Source organism: uncultured Dialister sp., assembly GCF_900538805.1.
Lineage (GTDB): Bacteria > Bacillota > Negativicutes > Veillonellales > Dialisteraceae > Dialister.
This window is the reverse complement of record NZ_UPZP01000023.1, coordinates 1-26384: the sequence shown is the minus strand read 5'-3', so window position 1 is coordinate 26384 and position 26384 is coordinate 1. Positions and strand designations below refer to the sequence as shown.

Here is a 26384-nt window from a genome sequence, read left to right as displayed (position 1 = left end):
TGGTGGGCGATAACAGGATCGAACTGCTGACATTCTGCTTGTAAGGCAGACGCTCTCCCAGCTGAGCTAATCGCCCACATTGGTGACCTGTGCGAGATTCGAACTCGCGAACCCGCCGTGAAAGGGCGGTGTCTTAACCACTTGACGAACAGGCCACATATGGTGATCCATCCGCGACTCGAACGCGGGACACCTTGATTAAAAGTCAAGTGCTCTACCGACTGAGCTAATGGATCATTGGCAGGGGTAGTAGGATTCGAACCTACGCATGACGGAGTCAGAGTCCGTTGCCTTACCGCTTGGCGATACCCCTATGGCTCCTGAAGCAGGGTTCGAACCTGCGACATCGTGATTAACAGTCACGCGCTCTACCGGCTGAGCTATTCAGGAATCTATAGTACATCCTCTCGGATGTTACTAACAATGGAGCGGAAAACGGGACTCGAACCCGCGACCCCAACCTTGGCAAGGTTGTGCTCTACCACTGAGCTACTTCCGCATTTGTTAAGCAACGACGTTATTTTACCATTGCTCGCGTCGCTTGTCAAGTCACTTTTGAAATTTTATTTTCTTCAGTGATTTGGCACTCAACGTCACGTCCTATACTTTATCACATTGTGATATTTCTGTCAACAGGAAGTTTTGAATCAGTTAAGATTTAATTTCCTGTTTGGAGGACTTCCGCCGTGCGACGAAAATGATTATAGCTCATTTTCCGACTTTTGACAAGCCCCTTTTTGTAAATTTCTGAAAATAAAAAATACCGGCCAAAGAAGCCGGTGTTTTTTATTACAAATCCAGGCCCGCATCCATGCCGAAGACCTTCATGTGCCTGCTGAAGACAGACTCTCCCCTATCGGTGAAGTAGCCCAGGTATTCGGCCATGGTATTGTCTCCTGTCGGCTTTTCAGCGCTGGAGCTGCCATAGGCTGTGCGATCCGCCAGGAATCTGCCGTCCATGGGCATGAAGGCGGCGGAAAGGCCTTCCAGCATGGCTGCTGCAAAGGGATGTACCTCTTCTGCGGAAACGGCCTTTCCCACCGTGGAAATGGCGTCGGTTAAAATGGCGGCCGACGCCTTTCCTGCTTCCGTTTTCCCTTCGGAAATGGTGAAGGGACAGGTAAAGAGGGTTTCCACTTCCAGGTAGTCCAGAGCCGCCAGGAAGAGGTAGAGGGAGGTCAGATTTTCTTCTGTCACCCCTGCCCGGCGGAGGTCCACCACATCCGCCGGTATTTCATCGATGACATCAGACACGCCGGCGGTTAAGGCGGAGAAAACCTTCCAGCCGGTGCCTTCCCACTCCGGCGCTCCTTTGCTGCAGATGTCCTTCCAGATTTTGAAAAGGTCCGCCTGCTTAAGGAGCAGCGGCTTACTTCCACTGGGGGGAATATGAAAATAATGGGCGGAAATTTGGGCTTTCGGATTCGGCTTTTCTATAAAATTATCCGGAAGGCCGGCGTCCTTAAGCTTTGACTTTAAATACACCGTAGGCACGCCCATGTCAATGAGGCCGCCAATCATCATATCTGCCGTCAGTTTTCCGTAGCATCTGATAAAAAGAGCTTTCATTATTTTATCTCCTTTCTCTGCCTCCCGCTTCCTGCACCATCGATGGCCACATCCACGTCGGCGCTGCCAAAGGTCTTCATCTGGTTCAGCATGTCAATAGCCGCATCCAGAAGGGAAAGGCCCAGGGCGGAGCCAAAGCCCTCTGCTTCTGTGAAATCATAATGAAGGAAGGCGTTCATCTGAAGTTTCTGCATCTGCATTTTATGAATGGGTTCATCATAATAAACGGAAGGGAACACAAAATTCCTGATTTCCGGATATACCGTGACCGCCGAAAGCACCGCCGCTCCGGTGACCGCATTGTCAAAGACCACAATCATGCCCTTTCTGGCTGCTTCCACCACGAAACCAAAGAGGGCTGCAATTTCCGCAGAGCCCACTTCCGCCAGATTTCCTACGGGGTCTTTACCAAAATCCCCTACGCCGGATAAAGAGAGGCGGAAGCTGCTGCCTGCGGAAACTTTCATGAGGTCTTCCTTCATGATAGCTGCCGTCACTGCCAGGGAGGAAAGAAGGGACCGTTCCCCTATATTTCCAATGCCTGCCGCTTCCACTCCCTGGGATGCCAGGGTCTTTGCCACGGACATGCCCAGGGAAATGGCATTTTCCACCACCTCATCGTCCATGGCAGGCCTGCCGTGGTGGGTGCCGTGAATCATTTTCTTCGTCAGCACCCCTTCTATATCGGTGGTATCCTTTTCAAGGCCTGCATCAATAAGGTACACCGGTGCCTCCAGCTGCCGGGCAATTACATTCACCGGCCCGTATCCCTGGGACACCAGCTTCATCTCATCGTGGGAGAGCTGGCCCTTCGTCTTATTTTCTCCGTCCACTGCCGTATCACCGCCGAAGATGACCAGCGCTTTATTGAGATAGGATGGCTTCACCCTGCCCGTGATGCCGGCTATGCGGACTGCCATTTCCTCCAGTTTTCCCAAAGAATGAATCGGTTTAATCAAATTGTCCACGTAAAGCTGGCAGGCTTTCATGACGTCTTCATTTAATTTCGGAATGGAACTCATGCTTTTACCTCCGCTTCTTCTTTTGTGGCGCATTCCCTGTATACGGAAAGGGCGTAGTCCAGCATCCTTGTCTGAATGCCGGCGCCGATGGCTTCTCCCAGCCGGAAGTCCAGGTCAATGTATTCTGTAAGTCCCAGGGCAGCCAGGGATTTCTTGTGGGCCTGCTCCAGGGACAGATGGGAAGCCATGAGGTAATGAACCACTTCCGGACACAGCGCTTTGGCAATGAAAGCGCTGGCGGTGGTATTAAACCCGTCAATAATGGTTAAAGCATGGTTGGCAGCGGCTCCCAGAATGACACCGGTCATGCAGCCGTATTCAAAGCCTCCCACCTTGGAAAGCACATCCAGCCCGTCATTGGGGTCCGGATGGTTCACATCCAGTGCCTTCTGCACCACCTCCACCTTATGGCGGAGCCGTTCATCGGAAATATTGGTGCCCCTGCCGGTGACTTCGATGGCATTCCAGTGGTTGAAGGCACCCAGAATGCAGGCGGAGGAGGTGGTATTGGAAATCCCCATTTCGCCGATGGTAAAAGCCTTGTACCCTTCCTTTGCCTTTTCCTCTGCAATCTCTATGCCCGTTTCAATGGAACGGATAGCTTCATCGCGGGTCATGGCAGGGCCTTCGGCAATATTTTTCGTACCCCAGGCGATTTTCCTGTCCAAAAGGTTCGGTACGCCGCTCATGTCGGCGTTAATGCCCATATCCACCACCACCATGTCGGAACGGGCGTAATAGGCCATGGCGTTGGCAGCGGCCCCCTTCGTTTCCACATAGGCCCTGGTCATTCCTACAGTGGTGGACTGGGGATAGGCGGAAACCCCTTCCGCATACACGCCGTGGTCGGCGCAGGCAATGACCGTACAGCATTTCGGAATGGCCGGCATGGCCTCTCCCGTAATCCCGGCGAACTGGGTGACCATGGTTTCCATTTTCCCCAAGTCCCCCATGCCCAGGTAAAGGTCCTTCCACCGGGATGCTGCCTTTTCCATGGCGTCTTCATCCAGCGGCTGGATCTGGTTCAGTGTCTCATCCAGTAAACCCATTCATACCTCCTGATTATATTTACATTATATTTTTATTAATCTATAAAATTAGATTCTTTTTTATTATACCATGGATGCAAAGGTTTTCCGGCATCTTCTCTCCCTCATTGTATGTTTTCGGAAAAATCATTATAATAAAGGCGGAAGGCTGCCTTCCCAATTTCATTATGCCAAGGAAGGGAATACAGGAAATCTGGGATTCCCTTTTTCTCTTTTCAAAAAGGAGGTTTTACCATTGGATTTTGAAAAGCTTTACATCGACGGCCAGTGGACCAGCGGCGCGTCAAACCGGTTTATCGAAGTGGAAAATCCTGCCACCAGAGAAATTTTTGCCCGTGTGCCCGCCGGAAATGAAGTGGACGTAGACCGGGCAGCCAAAGCAGCCCACCGGGCGCTGCCGGCGTGGTCCGCCCTTTCACTGGCTCACCGGATTTCCCTGATGGAAAAATTTCTTGCCATCTTCCAAAGTCAGGAGGACGATCTCATTGATATTACCATCAAAGAACTGGGTTCTCCCTATGCGTTCACCAAATCGTCCCAGGTGGAATATCAGTATGTCCGCACCCGTTCCTACATAGATCTGGCACCCACGGTGCCGCTGGTGGAAAAGATGGCCTTTTCCACCACCTACCGGGAGCCGGTGGGCGTCATCGGCTGCATTACCCCCTGGAATTATCCCCTGGGACAGGTCATCCAGAAAATCGTGCCGGCCCTGCTCATGGGAAACACGGTGATTTTAAAGCCAAGCCAGCATACGCCCCTTTCTTCCTATTACCTGGCAGAGGCCTTTGAAAAAGCAGGCTTCCCGAAGGGCGTATTCAACCTGGTCACCGGCAGAGGCGGCGAAGTGGGCAATGCCCTTTCCTCCCATCCCCTGGTAAATATGATTTCCTTCACCGGCTCCACCTCCGGCGGCGTCACCGTAGGCAAAAAGGCCCTGGAATCGGTGAAACACATCAGTCTGGAACTGGGCGGCAAATCACCCTATGTCATTCTCCCTGCTGCAGACCATGATTATACGGAGCCCATCCACCTCTGCTTCAACAGCATCTTCCTGAACTCCGGACAGACCTGCACCGCCTTCTCCCGCCTTCTCGTTCCGGAAGGCGAAAAGGAAACCATTGAAAAACAGCTCGTAGAAATCGCCAAGGAGTACACCGTCGGCGATCCCACGGACCATACCGTAAAGCTTGGCCCTGTGTCCTCCCTTGCGCAGTACAGGAAGATTTCCGAATACATTAAGAAGGGCATGGATGAAGGGGCCCGCCTCCTTATCGGAGGACTTCCGGCATCTCCGGAGAAGGGCTACTACATTGAGCCCACCATCTTCACCGACGTGAAAAATGATATGACCATCGCCCAGGATGAAATCTTCGGGCCGGTGCTCTGCGTCATCACCTACAAAGATGAGGATGACGCCGTCTCCATTGCCAATGACGTGCGCTACGGCCTCAATGCCGGCGTATACGGTCCCAAGGATGAGGCCATTGCCCTGGCCCACAGAATAGAGGCAGGCAATGTATATATCAATGCCAGCCCCCGGGACACGGCAGCTCCCTTCGGCGGCTACAAGGAAAGCGGCATCGGAAGAGAAGGCGGTGTTTACGGCATGCTGGAATTCACCCAGCAGAAAGCCCTCTTCGACACCGGCAAATAGGATTTCCCTTTTACAGGGCTTCCCCAAAGGAAGCCCTGTTTCTTTTTGTCTCCTTTCGATATAATGTAAGGGAAGCACTGATTAATTCGTAGGATTTCCTTTTATAAGAATTTTTATGCACTGCTTCGTCATGGGTTTCTTTAAATAGCTGGCTATTCGCGTCAACCCATTCCTCGCATTGCATAAAAACTCAAGAATAAAAGAAAACAATGATTTAATCAGCGCTTCCTAAGAAAAAGGAGAAAATCTATGAACAGTTCACTGATGAAAAAAATCATTCTTATCCTTGCCCTCCTCCTGGCTTGTGCGGCAGGATGGTATTTCCTGTACTGGTCAAAAACGCCGGCCTATGCGGCGGCGGAAATCCAGCAGGCCCTGAAGAAAAAGGACCTGCAGCTCTTCAAGGAGCGGGTGGACCTGGACAAGGTCTATTCCTCCGCCGTAGACGATACCGCCTCCTACCTGGCCTCCGACGGCAGGCCGGAGCATGCGCTGGCAGCGTCCCTCCTGAAAATGCTGAAAAAGCAGGCAGTGGATGAAATGGTGCGGCAGACGGAGATCCGCTTCACCGAAAACAGCGAAAAGGATGCATCCGGCAGGGCAGGAAAAATCATGTCCGCCTCCCTGGGCTCCGCCGCCCTTTCCCTCACCGACGTGCTGGATGTGAAGGAAAAGGATGGAAAGGCTCTGGTGAACGTAAAGGTCCATGACAAAAAGCTGGACAAAGATTTCACCTGGCAGGTGCTTATGGAAAAGGATGTAAACGGAAACTGGACCGCCGTAAAAATCGTAAATCTTAAGGATTACCTGAAGGAAAGGGCCGGATAGCAGGCTCAAAAAAGGGAAGCCCCATGGAGGCTTCCCTTTTTGCGTGAAAATTTCTATTAAGGAAGCGCTGATTAAATCGTTATCGGATTTCATTCTTGTATTTTTATTCAATGCAAGGAATAAGTCGACGCGAATAGCGAGCTATTTAAGGAGGCTTATGACGTAGCATTGGATAAAAATACATATGAAATGCGATTCTGCGAATTAATCAGTGCTTCCTTAAATAATCTGGAACAGGAAAAATTTCAGGTAGTAAGTTTCCGGCACGGTCATGAGGATAGGATGGTCCGGCGCCTGCTGGCGGAATTCGATCTGCCGGAGGGTCACGCCCGCGTCTCTGGCCGCTTCCTTCACCATCTTCACAAAGAGTTCCTCTCCCATGAAATGGGAGCAGGAGCAGGTGGCCAGGTATCCTCCTCTTAGAAGGATTTTCATGGCCCGGTAGTTGATTTCCTTGTATCCCCGGAAGGCTTCGTGCACCGTTTTTCCCGATTTCGTAAAGGCCGGCGGGTCCAGGATGATGTAATCATAGTCATGATTCTTTGTGCGGTCCAGCTCCGTCAGGTAGTCAAATACATCCGCCTTCACCGCTTTGATGGGAAGGCCATTGATTTTTCCGTTATGGGCAGCCATGTCCACTGCTTCCTCAGAAATATCCAGTGCCGTCACAGAGGCGGCACCGCCTTTCGCTGCATTCAGGGCAAAGGCTCCGGTGTGGGTAAAGCAGTCCAGCACATGGCGGCCCCGGGCAATGGAAGCAGCCGCCAGACGGTTGAACTTCTGGTCCAGGAAAAATCCTGTCTTCTGTCCGTTTTCCACATCCACGGTGTAGCGGATACCGTTTTCCACAATATCCACCAGTGTCTTTTCATCGGCAGGGTTTAAGAGAGGCGAACGGTAAAAGCCTTTGTACTGCTCCATGCCCTCCAGTTCCCTGATTTTTACATCATTTCTTTCATAAATAGAGGATACAGGAAGGTTTCTTTCCCGCAGTACCTCAATGAGGCCGTCAAGGAAAAGCTGCTTTCTTTTCTCCATGCCCAGGGACAGCACCTGCACCGACAGCACATCGCCGAAACGGTCCACCGTCATCCCCGGCAGCTGGTCCGCCTCGCCGAATACAAGCCGGCAGCAGTCATAATCCTCCTTCCGCATCACCTGCAGCCGGTAGTCCACCGCATAGGCAGCCCGCCTCTTCCAGAAGGCCCTGTCAAAACTGTCGTTGGCGTTGGTGGAAAAAATACGGATGGTGATTTTGGAGTGGGGATTATAGAATCCGCTTCCCACAAATTTTCCTTTGGAAGAAAGGACCTTCACAATCTCCCCGGGCGCAATCCCCTCATCCATACCTTTGATTTCAGAACCGTAAATCCAGGGGTGCCCTCCCCTGGCTGCCAGCTCCGCCCGCTTGCTGATGGTTACCGTTTTCAGTGCTTCCATGTGTGTCTCCTGTCGTAAAAATAGAAATCATATTTCTGTTATTTTACCACAGGGGAAAGAAGGAAAACAGGCCTGCCAAGGCAGGCCTGTTTTACGGGTTCAAAAAGAGGAAGGTTGACGGGCCCTTCGGGCCCGCGGGTTCTTAAGGTTTTCAGGTTTGACAGCGCCTTTGGCGCTGAGGGTTGTGGATTGCCGCCGAAGGCGGCAATGAATATAAAGTCAGCTTTACGTGCCGTCCTTCCCGCCTCCCACCGGTCAACCCAGGTACTTATGGAAGAAGGCGGCGATTTTGTGGAAGGGAATCTTGTCCATGTTGTCATAGAGATCTGTGTGGTTTGCACCGGGGACAATGAGAAGTTCCTTGTTATTTCCTTTGAGCTTCTTGAAAACATCTTCGGAGAAGTAGCGGGAATGGGCCATTTCACCATGGATGATGAGTACCGGGCTTTCGATTTCATCGGCATAGGCAAGAAGGGGCATATTGGTGAAAGAAAGGGCGCTGGTCACGTTCCATCCGTCGTTGGAATTGAGGGACCGGGGATAATAGCCTCTCTTTGTTTTGTAGTAATCGTAGTAGTCCTTCACGAACTGCGGCGCATCGGCAGGAAGGGGATCCACCACGCCGCCGTCTCTCTTATAGCTTCCGTTCTTATAATCCTCCGTCCGCTGCTGATTGAGGGCTTTTCTGCGGTCCATTCTTTCTTTTTTCAGGGTGTCCCCGTCCTTTTCATAATCAAAGTAGCCGTTGGCAATGACGCGGCTCATGTCGTACATGGTGGAGGTGACGGTGGCTTTGATTCTGGTATCCATGGCCGCCGCATTGATGGCCATGCCGCCGAAGCCGCAGATGCCTACAATACCGATTTTATCCGGATTCACGTCGCTTCTGTTGGACAGGTAGTCCACGGCAGCGGAGAAGTCCTCCGTATTGATGTCCGGGCTGGCCACATTTCTGGCCCTGCCGCCGCTTTCACCGATGAAGGAGGGATCGAAGGCAATGGTTAAAAATCCCATTTCCGCCAGCTTCTGGGCATAGAGACCGGAAGCCTGTTCCTTTACGGCGCCGAAGGGTCCTGCCACTGCCAGAGCCGCCATTTTACCGTTCCGGTTCTTCGGCATGTACAGGTCTGCCGCCAGGGTAATGCCATAGCGGTTATGGAAGGTCACCTTTTCATGGTCCACCTTGTCGCTTTTCGGAAAGGTTTTGTCCCAGCTATCGGTGAGCGGGAGGGACTCTTCTCCTTCCCAGGGAGTGGAGGAAATCCGGCGCACTTGGCTGCCATTTTCCGTCCTGCTGCTTGCATCGGCAGCATCCACCGTCATCACCGACCCTGCCAGGGTAAGACCTGCCAGTGCCAGAACGAGCCATTTCATTTTCTTCAGATTTTTCATTTTTTCTCCCTTTATAAATTACACATGCATGCCGGCCTGGAAAGCTTCATCCAGGGCCCTGTGATTTTCAATGTCTCCTCTTTCCGTCACGCCGCCGGCAAAGACCGTGCCTGCCAGGCGGGACTTGGGGAAACAGTCGATCCATCCGGACAGGCCCGAAACCGCCCTGTCCACGGTATGAGGATTGTCATCGGCCGCTGTCATGAGAAGATATACGTCCCGGAAAAGATAATCCTGGGGGAAAAGAGGATTGCACCGGTCCAGCAGCGTCTTCAGCTGACCGCTCATTTCGTAGTAGTAAATGGGTGTTGCAAAAACCACCACATCCGCTTTCCCTATTTTCTCACTGATTTCCTCTGCATCATCCTTCATGAAACAGTGGAAGGTCTTCTGGCAGGAAAGGCAGCCGGTGCAGAAGCCATATTTCTTTCCCCGAAGGGAAATCAGTTCCACCCGGTTTCCTGCCTCACCGGCCCCCTTGGCAAAGGCTTCCGCCAGGGCCATGGAATTACTTTTCTCCCGCAGGCTGGCGGAGATAATGATTACGTTTTTATCCACAAAAATACCTCCTGCTCTATTATGGAAATCACCATTTCGTTGATGATTCCATTATAGGGCAGGAGGCATTATAATAGCCAATACCTGATTATTACCATTTATCATGCTTTATCTGCATGATAAAATCACTCGTCCAAACCGTTAAAATGGTCTTCCATCTGCTTTTTCAGAAGCTCCGCCGCCCTGGACAGGGTGCGCTCCTTTTTCCACACCAGGAAATTTCCGCTGTGCAGGGCCGGGATAAAGGGCTTAAACACCAGGTCCTTCCGATAGTCCGTACCGCAGGGGATAAGCCGGTCATAGGTAATCATGCTCCCCATGCCTTCTTCCACCAGAAAAGCCGCATTATAGGCCAGGTTGTAGGTGGATGCAATGTGGAGCTCGCCCTCCCCCATCCAGCGCTGGATTTCATTCCGGGAGGGCAGCTGGGCGGAAACGATAAGCGGTTCCTTCCTTATATCCGATGCCCGGATACCCGGCTTTTTTGCCAAAGGATTGTCCTTCCTGAGGAGCAGGCCCCAGGTGTCCCGATAGGGGAGGCGGATATAGTGGTATCCATCCGGCGGGATGCTGCGGCAGAGAAGGGCAAAATCAAGGAGCCCCTTTTCCAGGTAGTCCAGGGACTGTTCCCCGTTGCCGCTCAAAAGATGGAGATGGATGTCCGGATGCTCCTTCAGGGCAGGGGAAATGGCAGAAACCACATCCCTCATGGCCTCCGTTTCCCCGCAGCCCAGATATACATCTCCTGCCACCGCATCACTCAGATGGGCGAACTCATTCATGGTCCTCTCTTCCAGGGAAACCAGTTCTTCCGCCCGCGCCTTGAAAAGGACGCCCGCTTCCGTGAGGGAAGTCCTTCTCTTGCCGCGGACAAAAAGGTCCGCCCCCAGTTCCTCTTCCAGCTCCCGAAGCTGCCGGGAAAGGGTGGGCTGGGTGAGGTGCAGCTTTTCCGCCGCCTTGGTAATGTTCTCTTCCTCCGCCACCGCCAGGAAGTACTTGATAACCCTTAATTCCATGCTATCTCCCCATTCAATCATCCTACTGAAGGATTTCCGCCAGAAAATCCCTGAGCACCACTGCCTGGTTATGCTCTTTGTCTTTGGCTCCAAAGAGAAGAGTGACTCTCCCCTCTTTGAGTTTGTCTTTTACCAGATTCAGGAAATCCTCTCTCGCCGGATTCTCTTCCAGTTCCTTCCGGTACTTTTTTCTGAACTCCTCATACTTTTCCGGGTCATGACCGAACCATTTCCGAAGCTCCGGGGACGGGGCCATGTCCTTTGCCCACTTGCCCAGAGCCGCCTTTTCCTTAGAAATTCCCCTTGGCCACAGCCGGTCTGTCAAAATCCTGTATCCGTCCGATTCTTCCGGCGCTTCATATACCCGTTTCAACTGTATGTCCATAGTAAGACTTCCTTTCATGCCTCTATTGTATCATGATTCATAAAGGAAAAATGTGACGTATGCAAAATTTTCTATTTCCGAAGAAAGGAAGAAATAAAAAAACTGTGAAACCATAGGTCCATGATTTCACAGTTCTTTTCCTTATGCAGATGTCGGAACCAAAAGGTTCAGATTACATCATTCCGCCCTGGGGCATAGGAGGCATAGCCGGTTTTTCTTCCGGAATATCGCCTACCACAGCTTCCGTGGTAAGAACGAGGGCAGCAATGGATGCTGCATTCTGCAGTGCGCTTCTGGTTACTTTAGCCGGATCCACAATGCCTGCTTCCAGCATGTTTTCATACTTGTCTTCAGCTGCGTTGTAGCCGATGCCGTCGCCTGCTGCTTTGACCTTTTCAGCTACGATGGCGCCTTCCAGACCTGCGTTGTCAGCAATCTGGCGTACAGGAGCTTCGATGGCATGACGAACCAGGTTCACGCCGGTCTTTACGTCGCCTTCAGCTTTGATGGAATCAAGGCTCTTCTGGATATCCAGGAAAGTTGTGCCGCCGCCGGCAACAATACCTTCTTCCACAGCTGCTCTGGTAGCATTCAGAGCATCTTCGATACGGAGTCTCTTATCTTTCATTTCTACTTCAGTAGCTGCGCCTACTTCGATGACAGCAATGCCGCCGGACATCTTAGCCAGACGTTCCTGAAGTTTATCTTTATCAAACTGGGAAACAGCATCTTTGTACTGTTCGCGGATCTGTTCCACTCTGTGTTTGATGGCATCCTTGTCACCGGCACCGCCTACAATGGTGGTGTTGTCCTTGGTGATACGAATCTGGTGAGCAGTGCCCAGGTCATCCAGGGTTGCGCTCTGGAGCTTGCGGCCCATATCATCGGAAATTACATGGCCGCCGGTGAGGATGGCAATATCTTCCAGCATAGCCTTGCGGCGGTCGCCGAATCCCGGAGCCTTGACAGCAGCGCATTTCAGAGTGCCGCGGAGTCTGTTCACTACCAGGGTAGCCAGTGCTTCGCCTTCCACATCTTCAGCAATAATCAGGAGTTCCTTGCCGGAACGGGCAACCTGTTCCAGGAGCTGAAGCATATCCTGCAGCATATTGATCTTCTTGTCGGTAATGAGGATATATGGATTTTCCATGACGCATTCCATCTTATCCGGATCCGTTACCATGTATGGGGAAAGGTATCCGCGATCGAACTGCATGCCTTCTACAACCTTCAGGCTGGTGCCCATGGTCTTGGAGTCTTCTACGGTAATCACGCCGTCGTTGCCGACTTTTTCCATGGCGTCAGCAATGAGGCCGCCGATGGTCTTATCGGCAGAGGAAATGGAAGCAACCTGAGCAATAGCTTCCTTTGTCTTTACAGGAACAGCCTTCTTCTTGATTTCATCCACAAGAACCTTCACTGCTTCTTCAATGCCCTTCTTCAGGACCATGGGGTTGGCACCGGCAGCTACGTTCCTCATGCCTTCATGAATCATGGACTGAGCCAGAAGGGTTGCGGTGGTGGTGCCGTCGCCGGCTACATCGTTGGTCTTGGTGGCTACTTCTTTAACAAGCTGGGCACCCATGTTTTCAAAGGGATCCTTCAGTTCGATTTCACGGGCAATGGAAACACCGTCGTTTACGATGTTCGGAGCGCCGAATTTCTTGTCAAGAACTACGTTGCGGCCTTTCGGTCCCAGGGTAATCTTGACTGCATTAGCCAGCTGGTCAACGCCCTTGAGAAGAGCGGCGCGGGCTTCTTCATTATAAAGTACTTTTTTAGCCATTTATATCACTCCTAAGATTTGAAAACTGGAAATTAAAGAATAGCAAGGATATCTCTTTCAGCAAGAAGCAGGTACTTTTCACCGTCTTCATCAATATCCACACCGGAATATTTAGCAAAAAGCACATGGTCTCCTACTTTCACTTCGAAAGGAAGGCGGGTGCCGTTGTCAAGCACCTTGCCGGAGCCGATGGCCATAACTGTACCCTTCTGGGATTTTTTCTGTGCTGTATCCGGAATCAGGATTCCGCCTTTAGTCTTGGTTTCTTCTTCATCAACTTTAACGAGAACACGATCTGCCAATGGTTTTAACATGTCTATTCCTCCTTTGACTATTAGCACTCACTTACATCGAGTGCTAACTTACTTTTCTATAATACATAACTTTCTTCAAAAATGCAAGTCCTTTATTGAAAAAAATCATTCCATCAAAGGGAAATAAAAAGGAACCGGCTTCGTAAAGCCGATTCCTTTCTTTTATCTTTCCTGTTTTACGCCTTCCCCGATGATTCGTACATCCAAAGGCACATGGATATGGTAATTTGTCATAATCCGCTTCTGCACCTCGTGAAGCACGGCAAGCACATCCCTGCAGGAAGCATGGCCGTTGTTCACCACGAAGTCCGGATGCTTGGTGGATACCTGGGCATCTCCGATGGAGAAGCCGATGAGGCCGCAGTCTTTAATCATAGGACCCACATGGTATCCCGGCGGACGGAGGTACATGGTGCCGGCGCTTCTCTTTTCCAGAGGCTGCTTGGTCCTTCTGGAAATCTGGTGCTCCGTCATGTTCCTCTTGATTTCATCGGCATTGCCCGGAGCCAGATGAATCTTGGCTCCTACGATGATGTCTCCGTTATGCATGAAAATGCTGTCGCTGTCGCCGTAGTGGATGTCGTCCCAGCCATAGGTACGGTCTTCCTTGCCATCGCCGGAAATGGTGTATACTTCTTCCACCACATTCTTCATCTGGCTGCCGTAGCCGTTGGCATTCATGAAAACAGCGCCGCAGAGGGTGCCGGGAATGCCTACGGCCCATTCAAAGCCCTTGAGGCTGTTCTTTTCCGCAAAGCGGGAAACCGTGCCGGTACCTACGCCGCCCATGGCGGTAATCCAGTTGCCATTACAGGTCATGTCCTGCTTCAGGCGGTTCGTGCACACCGTAATCCCCCGGATGCCAAGATCCGATACCAGAAGATTGGATCCGCCGCCGATAAAGGTGACGAGAATCCCTTCATCGTGGGCTTTGGAGAGAACCTTTTTCAGTTCTTCCGCCGTCTGGGGCATGACAAAGCAGTCCGCCGGTCCGCCGATACCGTAGGTGGTGTGACGGCTCATGGGTTCATCAAGCTTGTACTGCCGTTCCGTTAAAATTCCATCAAGAAATGCTTTCCAGTCTGTCATTGTTTATTCAGTTCCAATACATCCATACCCTGCGCCATTGCATCGGATACAATCTTCTGCAAATCCGCAGCTACCTGATTCCAGCGGATAAATGCCTGGAGATACTCCTGGGCATTGCTGTTGTTGCTTACCAGTACAGCCAGCTCCTGCAGATGCTGATAGCTGTCCTCGTCTTCCTTCTGTCCTGCCAGTTTGGCATAGTCTGCTTTCATCTGGGCCATGATATATTCCTTCACCATTTTTCTGGCTTCCTCATCGCCCTTGATTTTTTCGGCAGCTGCAGTCAAGCGCTTCATTTCATCACTTTCTTTGATAGCCCTTGCCAGATCATAAGCTGCATCATACGTATTCATGGGTGCTCCTGCCTCCTTTAAACAACCGGCCGCTTTCCTTCAAAAGATGGGGAAATCCGGTCTGCCTCAGTGCTTCCAGTGCCACAATGGCCACGGCGTTGGATAAATTGAGAGAACGGGCTTCTTCAATCATAGGAATCCGGATGCAGTCCTCCTCATGGGCCATGAGCATATCCTCCGGAAGTCCCTTCGTTTCCTTGCCGAATACCAGCACGTCATCTTCCCTGAATGATACATCGGTGTAAGACTTCACTGCCTTGGTGGTGTTGTAATAGAAATGATGGCCCTTCAGCATCCGCTCCACCGATGAAAAATCAGGGTGCACATGGACCTCCAGAAGATCCCAGTAATCAAGGCCCGCCCTTTTCAAATGTTTGTCATCAATGGAAAATCCCAAAGGCTCCACCAGATGAAGAGTCAGATGCTCCGCTGCGCAGAGGCGGGAAATATTTCCCGTATTGCCCGGAATTTCCGGCTCCACTAATACAATATGCATAGGTATCCTTTCATGAAATCAGAAATAGCTTCCGTATCGGTCGCGATACTTGTCTACCTGCTCCCTTCCGCCGTAGAACTTGAATGTTTTCGGCTTCTGTCCCTGGTAGGAAATCTGGTAAATCGGTCCCACATCCAGTCCGCTCACCGCAATGCGGTAAACGTTGTAGTGAAAGCCGTCGCTCTTCTGGGGCACAGGAATCCCTACGGCCTCTACGCCCTCATTAAAAGTGAACTCCGGCTTGTAGTCCTTTGACAGGAAACGGGCGGGATCAAGCTCCTCCTTCGTCAGAGGATCCGCCATTTCCACTTCCACCGTCAGCTCATCCACCACAAAAACATTCTTTATCTTATTGGCGGAAACAGGCAGTACCATTCCTAAAGATAATAAGACTGCCGGAATGACATATTTATATTTCATAGGTTCCTCACTTATAAAATACCAAAACACTGTCCCCTCCCTGCACTTTTTCTATTCTACCACATCCGGGCAATGAGAAAAACAGGAGTATACCAAAGGGGATAACTTTTCCCAATAAAAAAACTGCAGCACCGCTGCAGTTTTTTTATCATTATTTTCTTTCCTTGATTCTAGCTGCTTTACCGGACAGGCCGCGCAGGTAGAACAGTTTAGCACGACGAACGATGCCGCGGCGCTTCACTTCAATCTTTTCCAGACGGGGAGAATGAACCAGGAATGTTCTTTCAACGCCTACGCCGTAGGAAATACGACGTACTGTGAAGGTTTCCCTTACACCGGCATTTCTGCGGGCAATGACGATGCCTTCAAATACCTGTACACGTTCAGTCTTTCCTTCGATGACCTTTACATGAACTCTGACGGTGTCCCCCGGGCGGAATTCAGGAATGTCATTTCTGAGCTGTTCATTTTCCAGTGTTTCAATAATGTTCACGATCTTTTCCTCCTTCTCACAAGACATTCATGCCGATCGCTTTTGGCAGAGGACTGTCCAGACTAACAGTAGCATTGTATCATACTTTCTCTTCCATTGCAATGAAAAAGCAGGTACTTTGATGCTGAATGCTTGAATATTATACTACAGGAAAGAAGGAAAAGCCAGTGGAAAATAACAGCAAAAACAGGACTCCTGAATCCGGGCTGCATGCCTTTAGTGCAAAGAAGGAGCCCTGCCGTTTCCGGCGGAGCTCCTTTTCCATTACAGTCCTGCCATGGGCATGGCCTGTTTTTTCAATTTTTTCAGCGCTTTTCCTTCAATCTGGCGGATACGTTCGCGGGTGACACCGAAGTGCTTGCCCACTTCTTCCAGGGTACGGGGCGTGCCATCATCCATGCCGAAGCGAAGGGCAAGAACCCCCTTTTCCCTTTCCGTCAAAGTATCCAGCATTTTGTAGACCTGTTCCCTTCTCATGGTAGCTGCTGCTTCATCCTCCGGGGATGCGGTCTTCTGGTCTTCGATGAAATCACCTAAATGGGAATCTTCCTTTTCGCCGATCGGCGTTTCCAGGGAGATGGGGTCCTGGGCTGCCTTCTTGGCTTCCCGGATTTTTTCCACGCTGATTCCCATTTCCTTGGACAGTTCCTCATTGGTGGCTTCCCTGCCATGTTCCTGCAGGAACCGGCGGCCTACGCGGTTCATCTTGTTAATGGTTTCCACCATGTGCACCGGCACGCGGATAGTGCGGGCCTGGTCAGCGATGGAACGGGTAATGGCCTGGCGGATCCACCAGGTGGCATAGGTGGAGAATTTGTACCCCTTGGTATAGTCAAATTTATCCACTGCCTTCAAAAGACCGATATTGCCTTCCTGAATGAGGTCAAGGAATGGCATGCCGCGGCCGGGATACTTCTTGGCAATGGATACCACCAGACGGAGATTGGCATTGGCCATTTCCTTCTTGGCAGCCCTTGCCGCTTCCTTTTCCTCCGGGGTGGCGTCCTTTTTCTTGCCCTTCTCAATAATTTTTGCCAAGTTCATTTCCTGCTCTGCACTGAGCAGGGGATTGGCGCCACATTCACGGAGATAAAGCCTTACCGGATCGCTGACGCCGCCGGCAGCTCCATAATCCGCCTCTTCCGTATCTGCCGCTTCGGCCGAGGTCCAGTCCTTATCCTCCTCCAGACCGTCCTCTTCGTTCTCCAGAATCATTTCTTCGGAGAGATCTTCGTCATCTCCGCTGAAATCGGCCTCATCCGGTTCTCCCGTATCTTCATCTTCATCATAAACGAGGTCAATGTTGTGTTCATGAAGAAGATTAAAAATCCCATCTAACTGTTTCTGTGTCAATGACTTTTCTTTTGTGAAACGGATGATTTCATTATAAGAAAGATTGCCGTCCGCATTGACCCGTTCCTGCAGTTCCTTTAGCCACTGTGCAAGCTGTGCTGCCTTAGCTGCCAAATTAGGGACACCTCCTCAAACAACTCCATATTTTTTACAAAATAAATCTGTCAGGGAGCCTGTGTGTTATTGTTTCCTGCTTCCGTGGAAGCCCTGTATGAAATAGCCCGCCCTGTTTCTCTTAAGTTAGACCACAATGATACTCTACTTATAGAAAAAAATCAATAGGGAAAATATTTTCTATGCATCCCGGTTATAGAAATGGGAAACAGAAGTCCCATACCTCTTCTGTCTCCCATTCATCTCATGAAAAAAGCACTCCTTCCGGAATGCTTTTCTGCTGGTGACCCAGGAGGGATTCGAACCCACGACCCACCGCTTAGAAGGCGGTTGCTCTATCCAACTGAGCTACTGAGCCATATTTTTGGTCGGGGCAGCCGGACTCGAACTGGCGACCCCCTGCTCCCAAAGCAGGTGCGCTACCAACTGCGCTATGCCCCGTGACACTTAGATATTTTATTACATCAAGCCCGTTTCGTCAAGAGGGAAAATGGGAAATAGTGGGATAGTGAGATAGTGAGATAGTGGGCTGGTTTCCTATGGAGATGATATTCATTGTCCCCGAGCCAGACAGGAAACTATTCGCAAAAAGTTTCCTACTGAGATGACACACAATAGCACCAAACAGGACAGGAAACTGTTCGCAGAAAGTTTCCTACTGAGATGACACACAATAGCACCATGCAGGACAGGAAACTGTTAGCAAAGAGTTTCCTACTGAGATGACATACAATAGCACCATGCAGGACAGGAAACTGTTCGCAGAATGTTTCCTACTGAGGTAGTATGCATTGTCCCCTTGCCGGGCAGGAAACTGTTCGCGGAGGATTTCCTATGGAAATGATACACATGGGCACCACATTCCCTATACCTTCCTATGCCCCACGTCTTCTGCCTTCACGTGGCCCAGGTAGATATTTCCTATAATCCATGCCACATAGTCGTCCACCGGCACCGGCACGGTGCGCATGCCTTTGGGAATGAGGCGGGAAAGGCCTTTGGCGGGATGGTCTTTCCAGTACCAGGCCTCCCCCATTTCGGTGGTGTATTTCTCATCCACCAGGATGACGGGAATATCCCTTTCCATGGCATGGAGCAGCTTTTCGCTCCTCTCCTTCATTTCCCCATGGCGGGTGCCGTTCCCCATGATGAAAGCCCTCACCGGATAGCGGGAAAGGAGGGAGGCCATTTCCTTTTCATAGGTCTTTGTGGGAATCACCTGCTTCACCACAAGGCTGCCGTCCTCCTCCACCACGGCACAGCCGGTTTTGTCCTTTCCCGGATCCACTGCCAGTATCATGGGTTTCCATCCTTTCTGTCCACTCTTACATCTATGAGGAGGGGGCCCTGGGAGTAAATGTCCCTTCTGGCGGTGACAGTCAAGACGCACTGGCCGCCGTAGTCCTTCACCTTCTGGATGACGTCAATGAGTTCCTGCCCTTCCAGCACACCCACATTGCCTGTAATGGGGTCAGGGAGTACGCCTTTGGACTGAGCGTAATGGTTCAAATCCTTCAGGAAACGGAGCACCTGAAGCTCATAATTTCTGATATTCTGGTAGGCGTCCAGATTTCCGCGGTACACCACTTCTCCCTTGCTGAAGATGAGGCGGTTGTCATGGATATCGAAGTCCACAATGAGACGTTCGCCGCGAATCAGGTTCTGCGCTGCCACGATGCGTACCAGCTTCTTATTCTTTGCACCGGTAATTTCCTGCACGGCGCTGTCAAAATCGGCCTGGCTGATGCGGACAAGGTTGGCGTTTTCATCGGTTATATTCATCTGCTGCTTCAGCATGTTGTTGATATCATTCAGCACGCTTTCCAGCACATGCACTGCCTGGTCCTTCGTCATATTTTCATCCACCGTCACGCTGGTAAGCACCTGGCCTGCCTGCATGACCACCTGTCCTTCGCGGAGGGCGTAAATATTTTCCAAAAGGGTCTTCTTTTCCTGGTTCAGTGTATTAATGTTGCTGTTCAGATTTTCCTTTGTTTTTTCCAGTTCCCGGATTTCAGCAGCAGACTGCTCTACCCCCGCCTGGGCCTCATCATAGGCGTCCTGCACGGAGGAAAGCTCCTGCTCCATGTAAATGCGCTGGCTCTCCACCCGGTCCAGCTCCTTCGACGTTTCCTCCGACTTCTTCGTCACATCTTCATATTCCTTATTCCGGGCTTCCAGCTGGAGCTTCCCCTTCTCCAGCTCCCGGTTCTTCACTTTGATTTCCTGGTTCAGGTCATTCATCTGGGCCTGCAGCTTGGACAGGCCGAAAAGAGCCACCCTTACGTTCTCATTCACCACCGCCATGACGGCTACGGTGGAAAAGGAAATCAGAACGCCCGAAATAATGGTGACAATGACCGATGTATATTTAGGCCGGAGCCCGAAGAGAGTCATCCTCCGCTTGCCCACCTTGGACCCGATACGATCTCCCAGAAAAGCAATGACCCCGCCCATGATAATCAGGACAAGAAATATGGCGGCCCCTATAAACATGAAACTCCTCCTTCCCTTTTTATTCTCCTCTTAGCAGTATCTTATTTTATTATACCGTCTTTTCAATTTTTATGAAATACCGGTTTGTAAAGTGGGGCAGTGGGAAAGTGGGACAGGGAGCTGGTTTCCTATGGAAATGATACACAGTGTGCCCACGACGGACAGGAAACTATTTGCGAAAAGTTTCCTGTGGAGATGATACACAATGGCGTCATGACGAGACAGGAAACTATTCGCGAAAAGTTTCCTATGGAAATGGTACACAGTGTGCTCATACCGGACAGGAAACTATTCGCGAAAGGTTTCCTGTGGAGATGATACACAATAGTGTCATGACGAGACAGGAAACTATTCGCGAAAAGTTTTCTATGGAAATGGTACACAGTGTGCCCATGCCGGACAGGAAACTGTCCGCAAAAGTTTCCTATGGAAATGATACACAATAGTACCATGCCGGACTGGAAGCCATGCAAAGCAAAAGAGCCGCAGAAATTTCCGCGACTCTTTTTTCTTAGTTTTTACTTATCTACCCGATGGATAAGCCAGCAGCCTGTTACTAAGGCGATGAGGTTTGGCAGCCATACCGCCAAAGTGGCGGGCATGACGTGGCCTTTTCCCAGGGCTTCCAGGAAGGTCATGATGGCGTAGTAGAGGAAGATGATGACCACGGAGAGGCCGAAGCCGATGGATGAGGAGGATCTCTGCTTCTGCACGCCCAGTGGCGCCCCTACGATGGCGAAGACGAAGCTGGCCATGGGGAGGGAGAAGCGGCGATGCACTTCCATCATAATCGGTGTGGTATCCGCATGGGCCGCTGCATAGGCTTTCTTGGTGAGGAGCAGTTCGCGGATGGTCATTTCATCGTAGTTCTTCTTTTCCTTTGGAATATCCTCCGGTGACTGGGCGTAGGGAATCTCCTGGCGGTCAAAGTGCATCATGCGGTCCACGCCGTCGCCGGTGAGGTCATAGATGATGCCGTCAGTCATAATCCATCTCCCGTTCTGCCAGATGGCTTTAGGGGCGTTTTCCACCCTTGTCACTTCTTCGTTCTGGAATTCCTGGACCGTAATATTTTCCAGTTCCTTTGTGGCCGGATTGTACCGCCTTGCGTAGAGGAGGTGGACGATTTTCCCGTTCTGCACGTCCCGCACCACCACATGGTCCGTAACGCCGGGGTTGAAGTTCTTCTTGATTTCCGTGTTCAGCACGTATTCATATTCCCGATTCGTCCAGGGCACCACATATTCGTTGAATGCCACGGCACAGAGGCTGATGAAGAGGGAAAGGATGAACACCGGTGCCGCCAGGCGGAGGAAGCTCTGCCCGGAGGAACGCATGACAATGAGTTCACTGGAACCGGAAAGGCGGGAGAAGCACATGAGTGCCCCCAGAAGGACTGCCATGGGGAAGGTATATACCACGATCCTGGGCAGTGCCAGAATAAAGATTTTTAGGGCGGATACCGGGGAAGCGCCGTACTTGGTCACATAGCTGGCTATTTTGAGGAGCGTGTCGGCTCCCAGAAAGATTGCGGTAAATGCAGCTACGCCGAAGAGGAAGGGTCCCAGAAATTCTTTTAATGTGTATTTGTCAAGAAGTCTCATGGAAGTCCCCCTTCCTTCATTGTTATATCTGTCATAAGCTGAAATTTTCCCCCAGATAGAATTTCTTCGCCACCGGATTGACGGCAATTTCATCAGCCTTTCCTTTGAGAAGGATTTTCCCTTCGGAAAGGATGTAGGCATTGTCCACAATGCGCAAGGTTTCACGCACGTTGTGGTCGGTAATCAGGATTCCGATGCCCCTGGTTTTCAGGTGCATCACTACGCTCTGGATATCTTCCACTGCCAGGGGGTCTACGCCTGCAAATGGTTCGTCCAGAAGAATGAAGGCGGGGTCCATGGTAAGGGCCCTTGCGATTTCTACGCGCCGCCGTTCGCCGCCGGAAAGGGCATCGCCCTTTGTGTCCCGCACGTGGCCGATGTGGAATTCATCCAGCAGCGCTTCCGCTTTGTCCGTCCGTTCTGCGTCTGTCAGTTCTTTTCTTGTTTCCAGAAGGGACATGAGGTTTTCCCACACCGTCATTTTCCGGAATACGGAGGCTTCCTGGGGCAGGTAGCCGATGCCGAACTGGTGGCGTTTGTAGATGGGCATTCCCACCAGGGATGTGCCGTCTACGGTAACATCCCCTTCATCAGGCTGGATAATACCTACGATCATGTAGAAGGTGGTGGTTTTTCCTGCACCGTTCGGCCCCAGAAGGCCTACGATGGTGCCCTGTTCCACTTCCACGTTCACATGGTCCACCACTGTCCTTTCGCCATACCGTTTGATAAGGTTATGTGTTTCTATCTTCATTTGCTGTCCTTGGTCTCCAGGGGAGCCCCGGCCTCTTCAGGCCGTCCTGCAATGGGAGTGGCTGCAGTGACCGGCCCCTGAGGGGCGCTTCCTTTGTCGGAGGAAGAGCTGCTGCCGGAGTTATCTGCCGTGCTTCCTGTATTTGTAATGACGATGGTGCTTCTTCCTGTGGTTTCCACCACTTTATCCGCATCCCGAAGCACCAGTTCCGGGCCGGTGAAGGAGTTTCCGTTCTGGTTTACCCAGGCATTGCCGGAGAGCACCAGTTTTCCATCGGTGCCGTTCTGTCCTGTCCTGGTATAGACCGCCTCATCTCCATAGCCTACGGCATTGTGGAGGCTGCTTGAAAGGTTCACGCCGCCGGTGGCCACCACCTTCACCTGCTTCAGGTTTCCTTCGATGTGGGGAGCTTCCAGGGTGCCGTCAGGAGAGGAAAGATAGCCGTTTCCTTCGATTTTGCCAAATCCCGTATCCGGGTTGTACATGACGTCGTCCCCTTTGAGAGTGCGGTTTTCCGCGCCGTCATGGAAGTAGACGCTTCCAATGCCCCTGGCCGTCTTGTCCTGATAAAGGTACATTTTCGCCGCATCCAGGGTGGTGGCTTCTTTCACATAGTGAACGCCCCCTTCCAGGTAGGCACTTCTGTCTTCAAAGTGGTATTCCCCCTGGGATGCCGTAATGGTGGCTCCCTGGTTGGCATGGATGACCACGTCCCCCTTGGCATTGACCACCTTCGTATTTCCATCATAGGTCAGAACATCGGCGGTAATATCATCGGCCATGACGCTTCCAAAGGCGCCTGTGGAAATAGCCAGTGCCGCCAGCGCAGTATATAAGAATCTCACTTTGCCCCCTCCTCTTCTGCCAGCTTTGCATGTCCTCTGGCGGTAATCTTCTGAAGAACCCGGTCCGCGTCAAATGCATCGGCGGTGAGTATCTTTCCATCCTTTTTGACAATAAAAGCCTTGTCGGTGGAAAGGATTTCCTTATTTCCATCGTAGGTCAGGTTTTCGGCATACAGCTCTTCGCCGTCCTTGCCATAGCCCTCCACGTTGCCTTCAATATAAATGGTTTTGGCGGCGCGGTCAATCTTTCCCTTGTCAGCTTTCAGGTGAAGTTCGTCTCCATCCTTCATGAAATAGCCTTCCACCTGCTCCATGTTTACATCATTCTGGTTCTTGCTGACGGTGGCATGGCCGGCCTTGAAGCGCCACACAATCTTGCCGTCCTTCGTTTCCTTCACGTCGGAATTGTGGAACTCGATGGACGGTCCTGAAGAAGAAGCGGCATTCATGCCTTTATTATCATCCTTAAAGAGGAAATAAATGCCCACTGCCACCAGGAGAATAAGCACCGCCGCCAATATCAGATTTCGGTTCTTTTTCATTCCTTTCCTCCCTTGGTTTCATTCCACTCTTCATCCATGCCGGAAGCAAACCTTTCCTTCTCTTCACTGCTCAAATCATTATACATCTTAATCTTGCCCGGTCTGGTCCAGAACAGGTGCTGGAACCACAGCCAGTCCGCCGGATGTTCCTTGATAAAGGACTCCATAATGGAAGCCATTTTCTGGGAGTTCCGAAGGAGGTCTCCCTCCCGGTCTCCCGTATCTTCATAGTAGAAATGCTTCCCCACACAGATGGTATGGCCCCGGCCGCCTTCGTTTCTGATGATGAAAATCGGCACAATGGGGGCCTTGAATTTTTTGGCAAACACCGCCGGCCCCTGAGGGAAGGAGAATACGCGGTTCATGAAGAGCACCGGAACCCCCACTTTATTTCCATCTTTGTCGGAGAGGAATCCCAGGATATGGTTTTTCTTCATGGAACGGGCCGCCGCTATCATTTCATAGCCGCCGGTGCCGGTGAGGTAAATGTGCTGCCCCGCCATGGCCCGGTAGCTGTTAATCATCTTCATGAGGGCGTCGTCGGACTGCTTCTTGCCGATGGCCGACGTGTCGTAGCCGTGAAGGGCAAGGCCTGCGCCCAGCCATTCCCAGTTTCCCATGTGGGCCGTCAGCCCCACGATGCCCCTCCCTTCGGCGTAGGCCGCCTCAAGGTTTTCGGGATGGTCGATTTTCACATAATCGTTAATATGGTCCTTCTCCCGGCAGAGGCGGGGCATGTAGAGCATTTCCATGGCCGACATGCCTATGTGCTCATACACCTTCTGCAGCAGTTTTTCCGCTTCCGGACGGGAGACGCCAAGTCCGATCATAATCTGCCGGATTCCGCGTTTCTTCTGTTTTGCTATGCGGTTCATAATGCAGGGCCCTAAAAAGCGCCCGATGGCCAGGATATGGTCGTAGGACATGGAGCAGAGGAGACTGCTGATACCCTTCAATATCCCGTAACGTACATTGAATAACATGGCTTCACTTCTTTCCGGAAAACTTAATACGATGCAGATAAAAACTCCAGGATACCTACTGCCGCAGGGTATCCACTTTCTTTCTGTAGGAATCCACCGCTTCCTTCCAGCGGTTCTGTGCTTTCATTACTTTCTCAATGAATGCCCGGGCCGCTCCGTTTCCCCCTTTAAAGGGAGAAATGAAATCCGCCGCCCTCTTGACTTCCTTCACGCCGTCTTCAGGGCAGGCGGACAAGCCTGCCTTTTCCATAAGGGGGAGATCGTTCAAATCGTCACCCATGTAGGCTGCTTCTTCCCAGGAAAGTCCATATTTCCCAAGAAGTCCTTCCATGGCCTTCACCTTATCCGATACGCCCATGAGGACGAAATCCACGGCCAGCTCTTTTCCCCGATTCTCCACAATAGGACTTTTTCTCCCGGTAATGAAACCGGTGATATAACCCATGCGATGGGCCAGGGCAATGGCAAGACCGTCCCTGGCATGGAAAATCTTGGAAATTTCTCCTGCTTCCCCCATCACCAGGTATCCCGGCGTCAAAGTACCGTCCACGTCAAAGGCAAAGAGTTTGATTTTTTCCGCCTTCTTCATTACATAACCCCCTGCTTGAGAAGATCCGTAATATGAATCATGCCGATGGCCTTCCCGTCGTTATCGGTGACAGGCAGCACCGTAATGGGATGGGGCCGGTGTTCTTCCATGATGTGAAGCCCTTCGGCGGCCAGCCTTTCCTTATGAATCACCCGGGGAGCAGCCGTCATCACTTCATCCACCGGAAGGGAGAGGAAATCCACTCCCTTTTCAAGGCCCCGGCGTACGTCGCCGTCGGTCATGAGCCCCTTCAGATAACCATTCTTATCCACTACTGACACGGCGCCAAGGCCTTTGTCGGTCATGACGAAAAGGGCATCCTTCACTGAAGCGGTTTCCAAAATCAATGGATTTTCCTCGTCCCTGTGCATCACCATTTCCACAGTGAGAAGAAGCTTCTTTCCCAAAGAACCGCCGGGATGGAAGATGGCAAAGTTATCGGCAGTGAAATGGTGTCTTTCCATGAGGCATACAGCCAGTGCATCCCCCAGGGCCAGGGCTGCGGTGGTGGAGCTGGTGGGCGCCAGTCCCAGGGAGTCCGCCTCCTTTTCTACCCCCGCATCCAGCACGGCATCCGCGTTTTTAGCAAGGGTGGAATGGGGCTTTCCTACCACCGCCACCAGCTTGGCACCGATGCGTTTCAGGGAAGGAAGGATATTCAGCACCTCCGCCGTTTCGCCGCTGTTGGAATAGGCAATGACCACATCATCGGCAGTCACCATGCCCAGATCTCCATGAATGCCTTCCGCCGGATGAAGGAAGAAAGCGGGGGTTCCGGTGCTGGCCATGGTAGCCGCCACCTTTCTGGCGATATGGCCTGATTTTCCCATGCCCGTCAGCACCACCCGGCCTTTGGCATTTTCAATCAGGTGGACCGCCTCTTCAAACTGGCCGCCCAGCTTATCCACCAGGGAAATGACCGCTTCCGCTTCATCGCGGAGCACTCTCGAAGCTGTTTCAATGACTGACATACTGCCTCCTGCTGTAAAAGAAAACGAAGGAAATGACCTATTCTTATTATTATACAATACTTTTCCTTTGAAATATATCAATCGGGAAAAGGTTCAAAGGGTTCAAAGAGGAAGGGTTCCGGGACCTTTGGTCCCGAAGGTTATGGCCGCCTGCGGCGGCGGGTGGTGCAGAAGGATTGTGCTGCTGGCGCGAGGGCTGCGGTATTGCCCTAGGGAAGCACTGATTAATTCGCAGAATCGAATTTCATATGTATTTTTATCCAATG

Annotated in this window: 27 protein-coding genes and 8 tRNA genes; 2 read left to right on the top strand and 33 right to left on the bottom strand. The window is 51.4% G+C overall.

The window, feature by feature from the left end; all coding sequences use genetic code 11:
- The 9 genes from QZQ29_RS03730 to cobT form a co-directional block, all read right to left on the bottom strand.
- Nucleotides 1-76: transfer RNA gene (locus tag QZQ29_RS03730), tRNA-Val, on the bottom strand.
- Nucleotides 77-80: 4 nt separating this feature from the next.
- Nucleotides 81-155 (bottom strand) — tRNA-Glu (locus QZQ29_RS03725).
- 5 nt (nucleotides 156-160) lie between these two features.
- Nucleotides 161-236 (bottom strand) — tRNA-Lys (locus QZQ29_RS03720).
- 2 nt (nucleotides 237-238) lie between these two features.
- Nucleotides 239-313: transfer RNA gene (locus QZQ29_RS03715), tRNA-Gln, on the bottom strand.
- A gap of 1 nt (nucleotide 314) precedes the next feature.
- Nucleotides 315-390 (bottom strand) — tRNA-Asn (locus QZQ29_RS03710).
- Nucleotides 391-424: 34 nt separating this feature from the next.
- A tRNA-Gly gene (locus tag QZQ29_RS03705) sits at nucleotides 425-499 on the bottom strand.
- A gap of 290 nt (nucleotides 500-789) precedes the next feature.
- Nucleotides 790-1569, bottom strand: a complete 780-nt coding sequence (larC, locus tag QZQ29_RS03700; protein ID WP_296959820.1) for a nickel insertion protein — start codon at nucleotides 1567-1569, stop codon at nucleotides 790-792.
- Nucleotides 1569-2591 (bottom strand): nicotinate-nucleotide--dimethylbenzimidazole phosphoribosyltransferase, encoded by a 1023-nt coding sequence (locus QZQ29_RS03695; protein WP_296959818.1) that lies wholly within the window; start codon nucleotides 2589-2591, stop codon nucleotides 1569-1571. The genes larC and QZQ29_RS03695 overlap by 1 nt, the downstream gene beginning before the upstream one ends.
- A complete protein-coding gene (gene cobT, locus QZQ29_RS03690) occupies nucleotides 2588-3640 on the bottom strand; it encodes a nicotinate-nucleotide--dimethylbenzimidazole phosphoribosyltransferase (protein ID WP_296959816.1) in 1053 nt (350 codons plus the stop codon). Before cobT ends, QZQ29_RS03695 begins: the two co-directional genes overlap by 4 nt.
- 235 nt (nucleotides 3641-3875) lie before the next feature.
- On the opposite strand from cobT, the gene QZQ29_RS03685 reads away from it, so the two are divergent.
- Together QZQ29_RS03685 and QZQ29_RS03680 are read left to right on the top strand one after the other, a co-directional pair.
- Nucleotides 3876-5297 (top strand): aldehyde dehydrogenase family protein, encoded by a 1422-nt coding sequence (locus QZQ29_RS03685; RefSeq protein ID WP_296959813.1) that lies wholly within the window; start codon nucleotides 3876-3878, stop codon nucleotides 5295-5297.
- Between the two features lie 249 nt (nucleotides 5298-5546).
- Entirely contained in the window at nucleotides 5547-6125 is a 579-nt protein-coding gene (locus QZQ29_RS03680; RefSeq protein WP_296959810.1) for a DUF2939 domain-containing protein, read from the top strand.
- Between the two features lie 219 nt (nucleotides 6126-6344).
- On the opposite strand, the gene QZQ29_RS03675 is transcribed toward QZQ29_RS03680, so the two are convergent.
- The 24 genes from QZQ29_RS03675 to QZQ29_RS03560 form a co-directional block, all read right to left on the bottom strand.
- The gene (locus QZQ29_RS03675) at nucleotides 6345-7565 is read right to left on the bottom strand and encodes a class I SAM-dependent rRNA methyltransferase (RefSeq protein WP_296959807.1); all 1221 of its coding nucleotides are present in this window, start codon (nucleotides 7563-7565) and stop codon (nucleotides 6345-6347) included.
- Between the two features lie 255 nt (nucleotides 7566-7820).
- The gene (locus tag QZQ29_RS03670; RefSeq protein WP_296959805.1) at nucleotides 7821-8957 is read right to left on the bottom strand and encodes an alpha/beta hydrolase; all 1137 of its coding nucleotides are present in this window, start codon (nucleotides 8955-8957) and stop codon (nucleotides 7821-7823) included.
- A gap of 18 nt (nucleotides 8958-8975) precedes the next feature.
- Nucleotides 8976-9515 (bottom strand): flavodoxin family protein, encoded by a 540-nt coding sequence (locus QZQ29_RS03665; RefSeq protein ID WP_296959802.1) that lies wholly within the window; start codon nucleotides 9513-9515, stop codon nucleotides 8976-8978.
- 125 nt (nucleotides 9516-9640) lie between these two features.
- Nucleotides 9641-10531 (bottom strand): LysR family transcriptional regulator, encoded by an 891-nt coding sequence (locus tag QZQ29_RS03660; protein WP_296959800.1) that lies wholly within the window; start codon nucleotides 10529-10531, stop codon nucleotides 9641-9643.
- Nucleotides 10532-10553: 22 nt separating this feature from the next.
- Nucleotides 10554-10916, bottom strand: coding sequence for a DUF488 domain-containing protein (locus QZQ29_RS03655; RefSeq protein ID WP_296959797.1), 363 nt, complete (start codon nucleotides 10914-10916; stop codon nucleotides 10554-10556).
- A 172-nt stretch (nucleotides 10917-11088) separates the two neighbouring features.
- Entirely contained in the window at nucleotides 11089-12702 is a 1614-nt protein-coding gene (gene groL, locus QZQ29_RS03650; RefSeq protein ID WP_296959794.1) for a chaperonin GroEL, read from the bottom strand.
- A gap of 32 nt (nucleotides 12703-12734) precedes the next feature.
- Nucleotides 12735-13016: a co-chaperone GroES gene (groES, locus tag QZQ29_RS03645; protein ID WP_008860470.1), complete on the bottom strand. Its 282-nt coding sequence runs from the start codon at nucleotides 13014-13016 to the stop codon at nucleotides 12735-12737.
- Between the two features lie 162 nt (nucleotides 13017-13178).
- Nucleotides 13179-14105 (bottom strand): UDP-N-acetylmuramate dehydrogenase, encoded by a 927-nt coding sequence (gene murB, locus QZQ29_RS03640; RefSeq protein WP_296959793.1) that lies wholly within the window; start codon nucleotides 14103-14105, stop codon nucleotides 13179-13181.
- A complete protein-coding gene (locus tag QZQ29_RS03635; protein WP_008860468.1) occupies nucleotides 14102-14458 on the bottom strand; it encodes a YlbF family regulator in 357 nt (118 codons plus the stop codon). The genes murB and QZQ29_RS03635 overlap by 4 nt, the downstream gene beginning before the upstream one ends.
- Nucleotides 14445-14954, bottom strand: a complete 510-nt coding sequence (locus QZQ29_RS03630) for a tRNA (cytidine(34)-2'-O)-methyltransferase (RefSeq protein ID WP_296959787.1) — start codon at nucleotides 14952-14954, stop codon at nucleotides 14445-14447. The genes QZQ29_RS03635 and QZQ29_RS03630 overlap by 14 nt, the downstream gene beginning before the upstream one ends.
- 18 nt (nucleotides 14955-14972) lie before the next feature.
- Complete coding sequence (locus QZQ29_RS03625) at nucleotides 14973-15374, bottom strand: hypothetical protein (RefSeq protein WP_296959784.1); 402 nt, start codon at nucleotides 15372-15374, stop codon at nucleotides 14973-14975.
- Between the two features lie 151 nt (nucleotides 15375-15525).
- Nucleotides 15526-15867: a 50S ribosomal protein L19 gene (gene rplS, locus QZQ29_RS03620; RefSeq protein ID WP_349676022.1), complete on the bottom strand. Its 342-nt coding sequence runs from the start codon at nucleotides 15865-15867 to the stop codon at nucleotides 15526-15528.
- Nucleotides 15868-16131: 264 nt separating this feature from the next.
- Entirely contained in the window at nucleotides 16132-17334 is a 1203-nt protein-coding gene (gene rpoD / locus QZQ29_RS03615) for an RNA polymerase sigma factor RpoD (protein ID WP_296959781.1), read from the bottom strand.
- Nucleotides 17335-17615: 281 nt separating this feature from the next.
- Nucleotides 17616-17692 (bottom strand) — tRNA-Arg (locus QZQ29_RS03610).
- A gap of 7 nt (nucleotides 17693-17699) precedes the next feature.
- Nucleotides 17700-17775 (bottom strand) — tRNA-Pro (locus tag QZQ29_RS03605).
- A gap of 424 nt (nucleotides 17776-18199) precedes the next feature.
- Complete coding sequence (gene ruvX / locus QZQ29_RS03600) at nucleotides 18200-18634, bottom strand: Holliday junction resolvase RuvX (protein WP_296959778.1); 435 nt, start codon at nucleotides 18632-18634, stop codon at nucleotides 18200-18202.
- Entirely contained in the window at nucleotides 18631-19830 is a 1200-nt protein-coding gene (locus QZQ29_RS03595) for a DUF3084 domain-containing protein (protein ID WP_296959776.1), read from the bottom strand. Before QZQ29_RS03595 ends, ruvX begins: the two co-directional genes overlap by 4 nt.
- A gap of 518 nt (nucleotides 19831-20348) precedes the next feature.
- Entirely contained in the window at nucleotides 20349-21434 is a 1086-nt protein-coding gene (locus QZQ29_RS03590; RefSeq protein WP_296959774.1) for an LptF/LptG family permease, read from the bottom strand.
- Nucleotides 21435-21465: 31 nt separating this feature from the next.
- On the bottom strand, nucleotides 21466-22188 hold the full coding sequence (lptB, locus tag QZQ29_RS03585; RefSeq protein ID WP_296959773.1) for an LPS export ABC transporter ATP-binding protein: 723 nt from the start codon (nucleotides 22186-22188) through the stop codon (nucleotides 21466-21468).
- The gene (locus QZQ29_RS03580; protein ID WP_296959771.1) at nucleotides 22185-23033 is read right to left on the bottom strand and encodes an LptA/OstA family protein; all 849 of its coding nucleotides are present in this window, start codon (nucleotides 23031-23033) and stop codon (nucleotides 22185-22187) included. The genes lptB and QZQ29_RS03580 overlap by 4 nt, the downstream gene beginning before the upstream one ends.
- Nucleotides 23030-23575, bottom strand: coding sequence for an LPS export ABC transporter periplasmic protein LptC (lptC, locus tag QZQ29_RS03575; protein WP_296959766.1), 546 nt, complete (start codon nucleotides 23573-23575; stop codon nucleotides 23030-23032). Before lptC ends, QZQ29_RS03580 begins: the two co-directional genes overlap by 4 nt.
- Nucleotides 23572-24558 (bottom strand): lysophospholipid acyltransferase family protein, encoded by a 987-nt coding sequence (locus QZQ29_RS03570; protein ID WP_296959763.1) that lies wholly within the window; start codon nucleotides 24556-24558, stop codon nucleotides 23572-23574. Before QZQ29_RS03570 ends, lptC begins: the two co-directional genes overlap by 4 nt.
- A gap of 55 nt (nucleotides 24559-24613) precedes the next feature.
- Nucleotides 24614-25147 (bottom strand): HAD hydrolase family protein, encoded by a 534-nt coding sequence (locus tag QZQ29_RS03565; protein ID WP_296959761.1) that lies wholly within the window; start codon nucleotides 25145-25147, stop codon nucleotides 24614-24616.
- Nucleotides 25147-26118, bottom strand: coding sequence for a KpsF/GutQ family sugar-phosphate isomerase (locus QZQ29_RS03560; protein ID WP_296959758.1), 972 nt, complete (start codon nucleotides 26116-26118; stop codon nucleotides 25147-25149). Before QZQ29_RS03560 ends, QZQ29_RS03565 begins: the two co-directional genes overlap by 1 nt.
- Between the last annotated feature and the right edge of the window lie 266 nt (nucleotides 26119-26384).

Coding starts and splice junctions, on each gene's coding strand:
- QZQ29_RS03595 (WP_296959776.1), bottom strand. CDS start 19,830: ATGTTTATAGGGGCCGCCATATTTCTTGTCCTGATTATCATGGGCGGG.
- murB (WP_296959793.1), bottom strand. CDS start 14,105: ATGACAGACTGGAAAGCATTTCTTGATGGAATTTTAACGGAACGGCAG.
- lptC (WP_296959766.1), bottom strand. CDS start 23,575: ATGAAAAAGAACCGAAATCTGATATTGGCGGCGGTGCTTATTCTCCTG.
- QZQ29_RS03570 (WP_296959763.1), bottom strand. CDS start 24,558: ATGTTATTCAATGTACGTTACGGGATATTGAAGGGTATCAGCAGTCTC.
- lptB (WP_296959773.1), bottom strand. CDS start 22,188: ATGAAGATAGAAACACATAACCTTATCAAACGGTATGGCGAAAGGACA.
- QZQ29_RS03560 (WP_296959758.1), bottom strand. CDS start 26,118: ATGTCAGTCATTGAAACAGCTTCGAGAGTGCTCCGCGATGAAGCGGAA.
- QZQ29_RS03675 (WP_296959807.1), bottom strand. CDS start 7,565: ATGGAAGCACTGAAAACGGTAACCATCAGCAAGCGGGCGGAGCTGGCA.
- QZQ29_RS03630 (WP_296959787.1), bottom strand. CDS start 14,954: ATGCATATTGTATTAGTGGAGCCGGAAATTCCGGGCAATACGGGAAAT.
- QZQ29_RS03590 (WP_296959774.1), bottom strand. CDS start 21,434: ATGAGACTTCTTGACAAATACACATTAAAAGAATTTCTGGGACCCTTC.
- groES (WP_008860470.1), bottom strand. CDS start 13,016: ATGTTAAAACCATTGGCAGATCGTGTTCTCGTTAAAGTTGATGAAGAA.
- cobT (WP_296959816.1), bottom strand. CDS start 3,640: ATGGGTTTACTGGATGAGACACTGAACCAGATCCAGCCGCTGGATGAA.
- QZQ29_RS03695 (WP_296959818.1), bottom strand. CDS start 2,591: ATGAGTTCCATTCCGAAATTAAATGAAGACGTCATGAAAGCCTGCCAG.
- ruvX (WP_296959778.1), bottom strand. CDS start 18,634: ATGATACTGGCAGTGGATCCGGGAAAGGACAAAACCGGCTGTGCCGTG.
- QZQ29_RS03625 (WP_296959784.1), bottom strand. CDS start 15,374: ATGAAATATAAATATGTCATTCCGGCAGTCTTATTATCTTTAGGAATG.
- QZQ29_RS03680 (WP_296959810.1), top strand. CDS start 5,547: ATGAACAGTTCACTGATGAAAAAAATCATTCTTATCCTTGCCCTCCTC.
- larC (WP_296959820.1), bottom strand. CDS start 1,569: ATGAAAGCTCTTTTTATCAGATGCTACGGAAAACTGACGGCAGATATG.
- QZQ29_RS03655 (WP_296959797.1), bottom strand. CDS start 10,916: ATGGACATACAGTTGAAACGGGTATATGAAGCGCCGGAAGAATCGGAC.
- QZQ29_RS03565 (WP_296959761.1), bottom strand. CDS start 25,147: ATGAAGAAGGCGGAAAAAATCAAACTCTTTGCCTTTGACGTGGACGGT.
- QZQ29_RS03670 (WP_296959805.1), bottom strand. CDS start 8,957: ATGAAAAATCTGAAGAAAATGAAATGGCTCGTTCTGGCACTGGCAGGT.
- groL (WP_296959794.1), bottom strand. CDS start 12,702: ATGGCTAAAAAAGTACTTTATAATGAAGAAGCCCGCGCCGCTCTTCTC.
- QZQ29_RS03635 (WP_008860468.1), bottom strand. CDS start 14,458: ATGAATACGTATGATGCAGCTTATGATCTGGCAAGGGCTATCAAAGAA.
- QZQ29_RS03660 (WP_296959800.1), bottom strand. CDS start 10,531: ATGGAATTAAGGGTTATCAAGTACTTCCTGGCGGTGGCGGAGGAAGAG.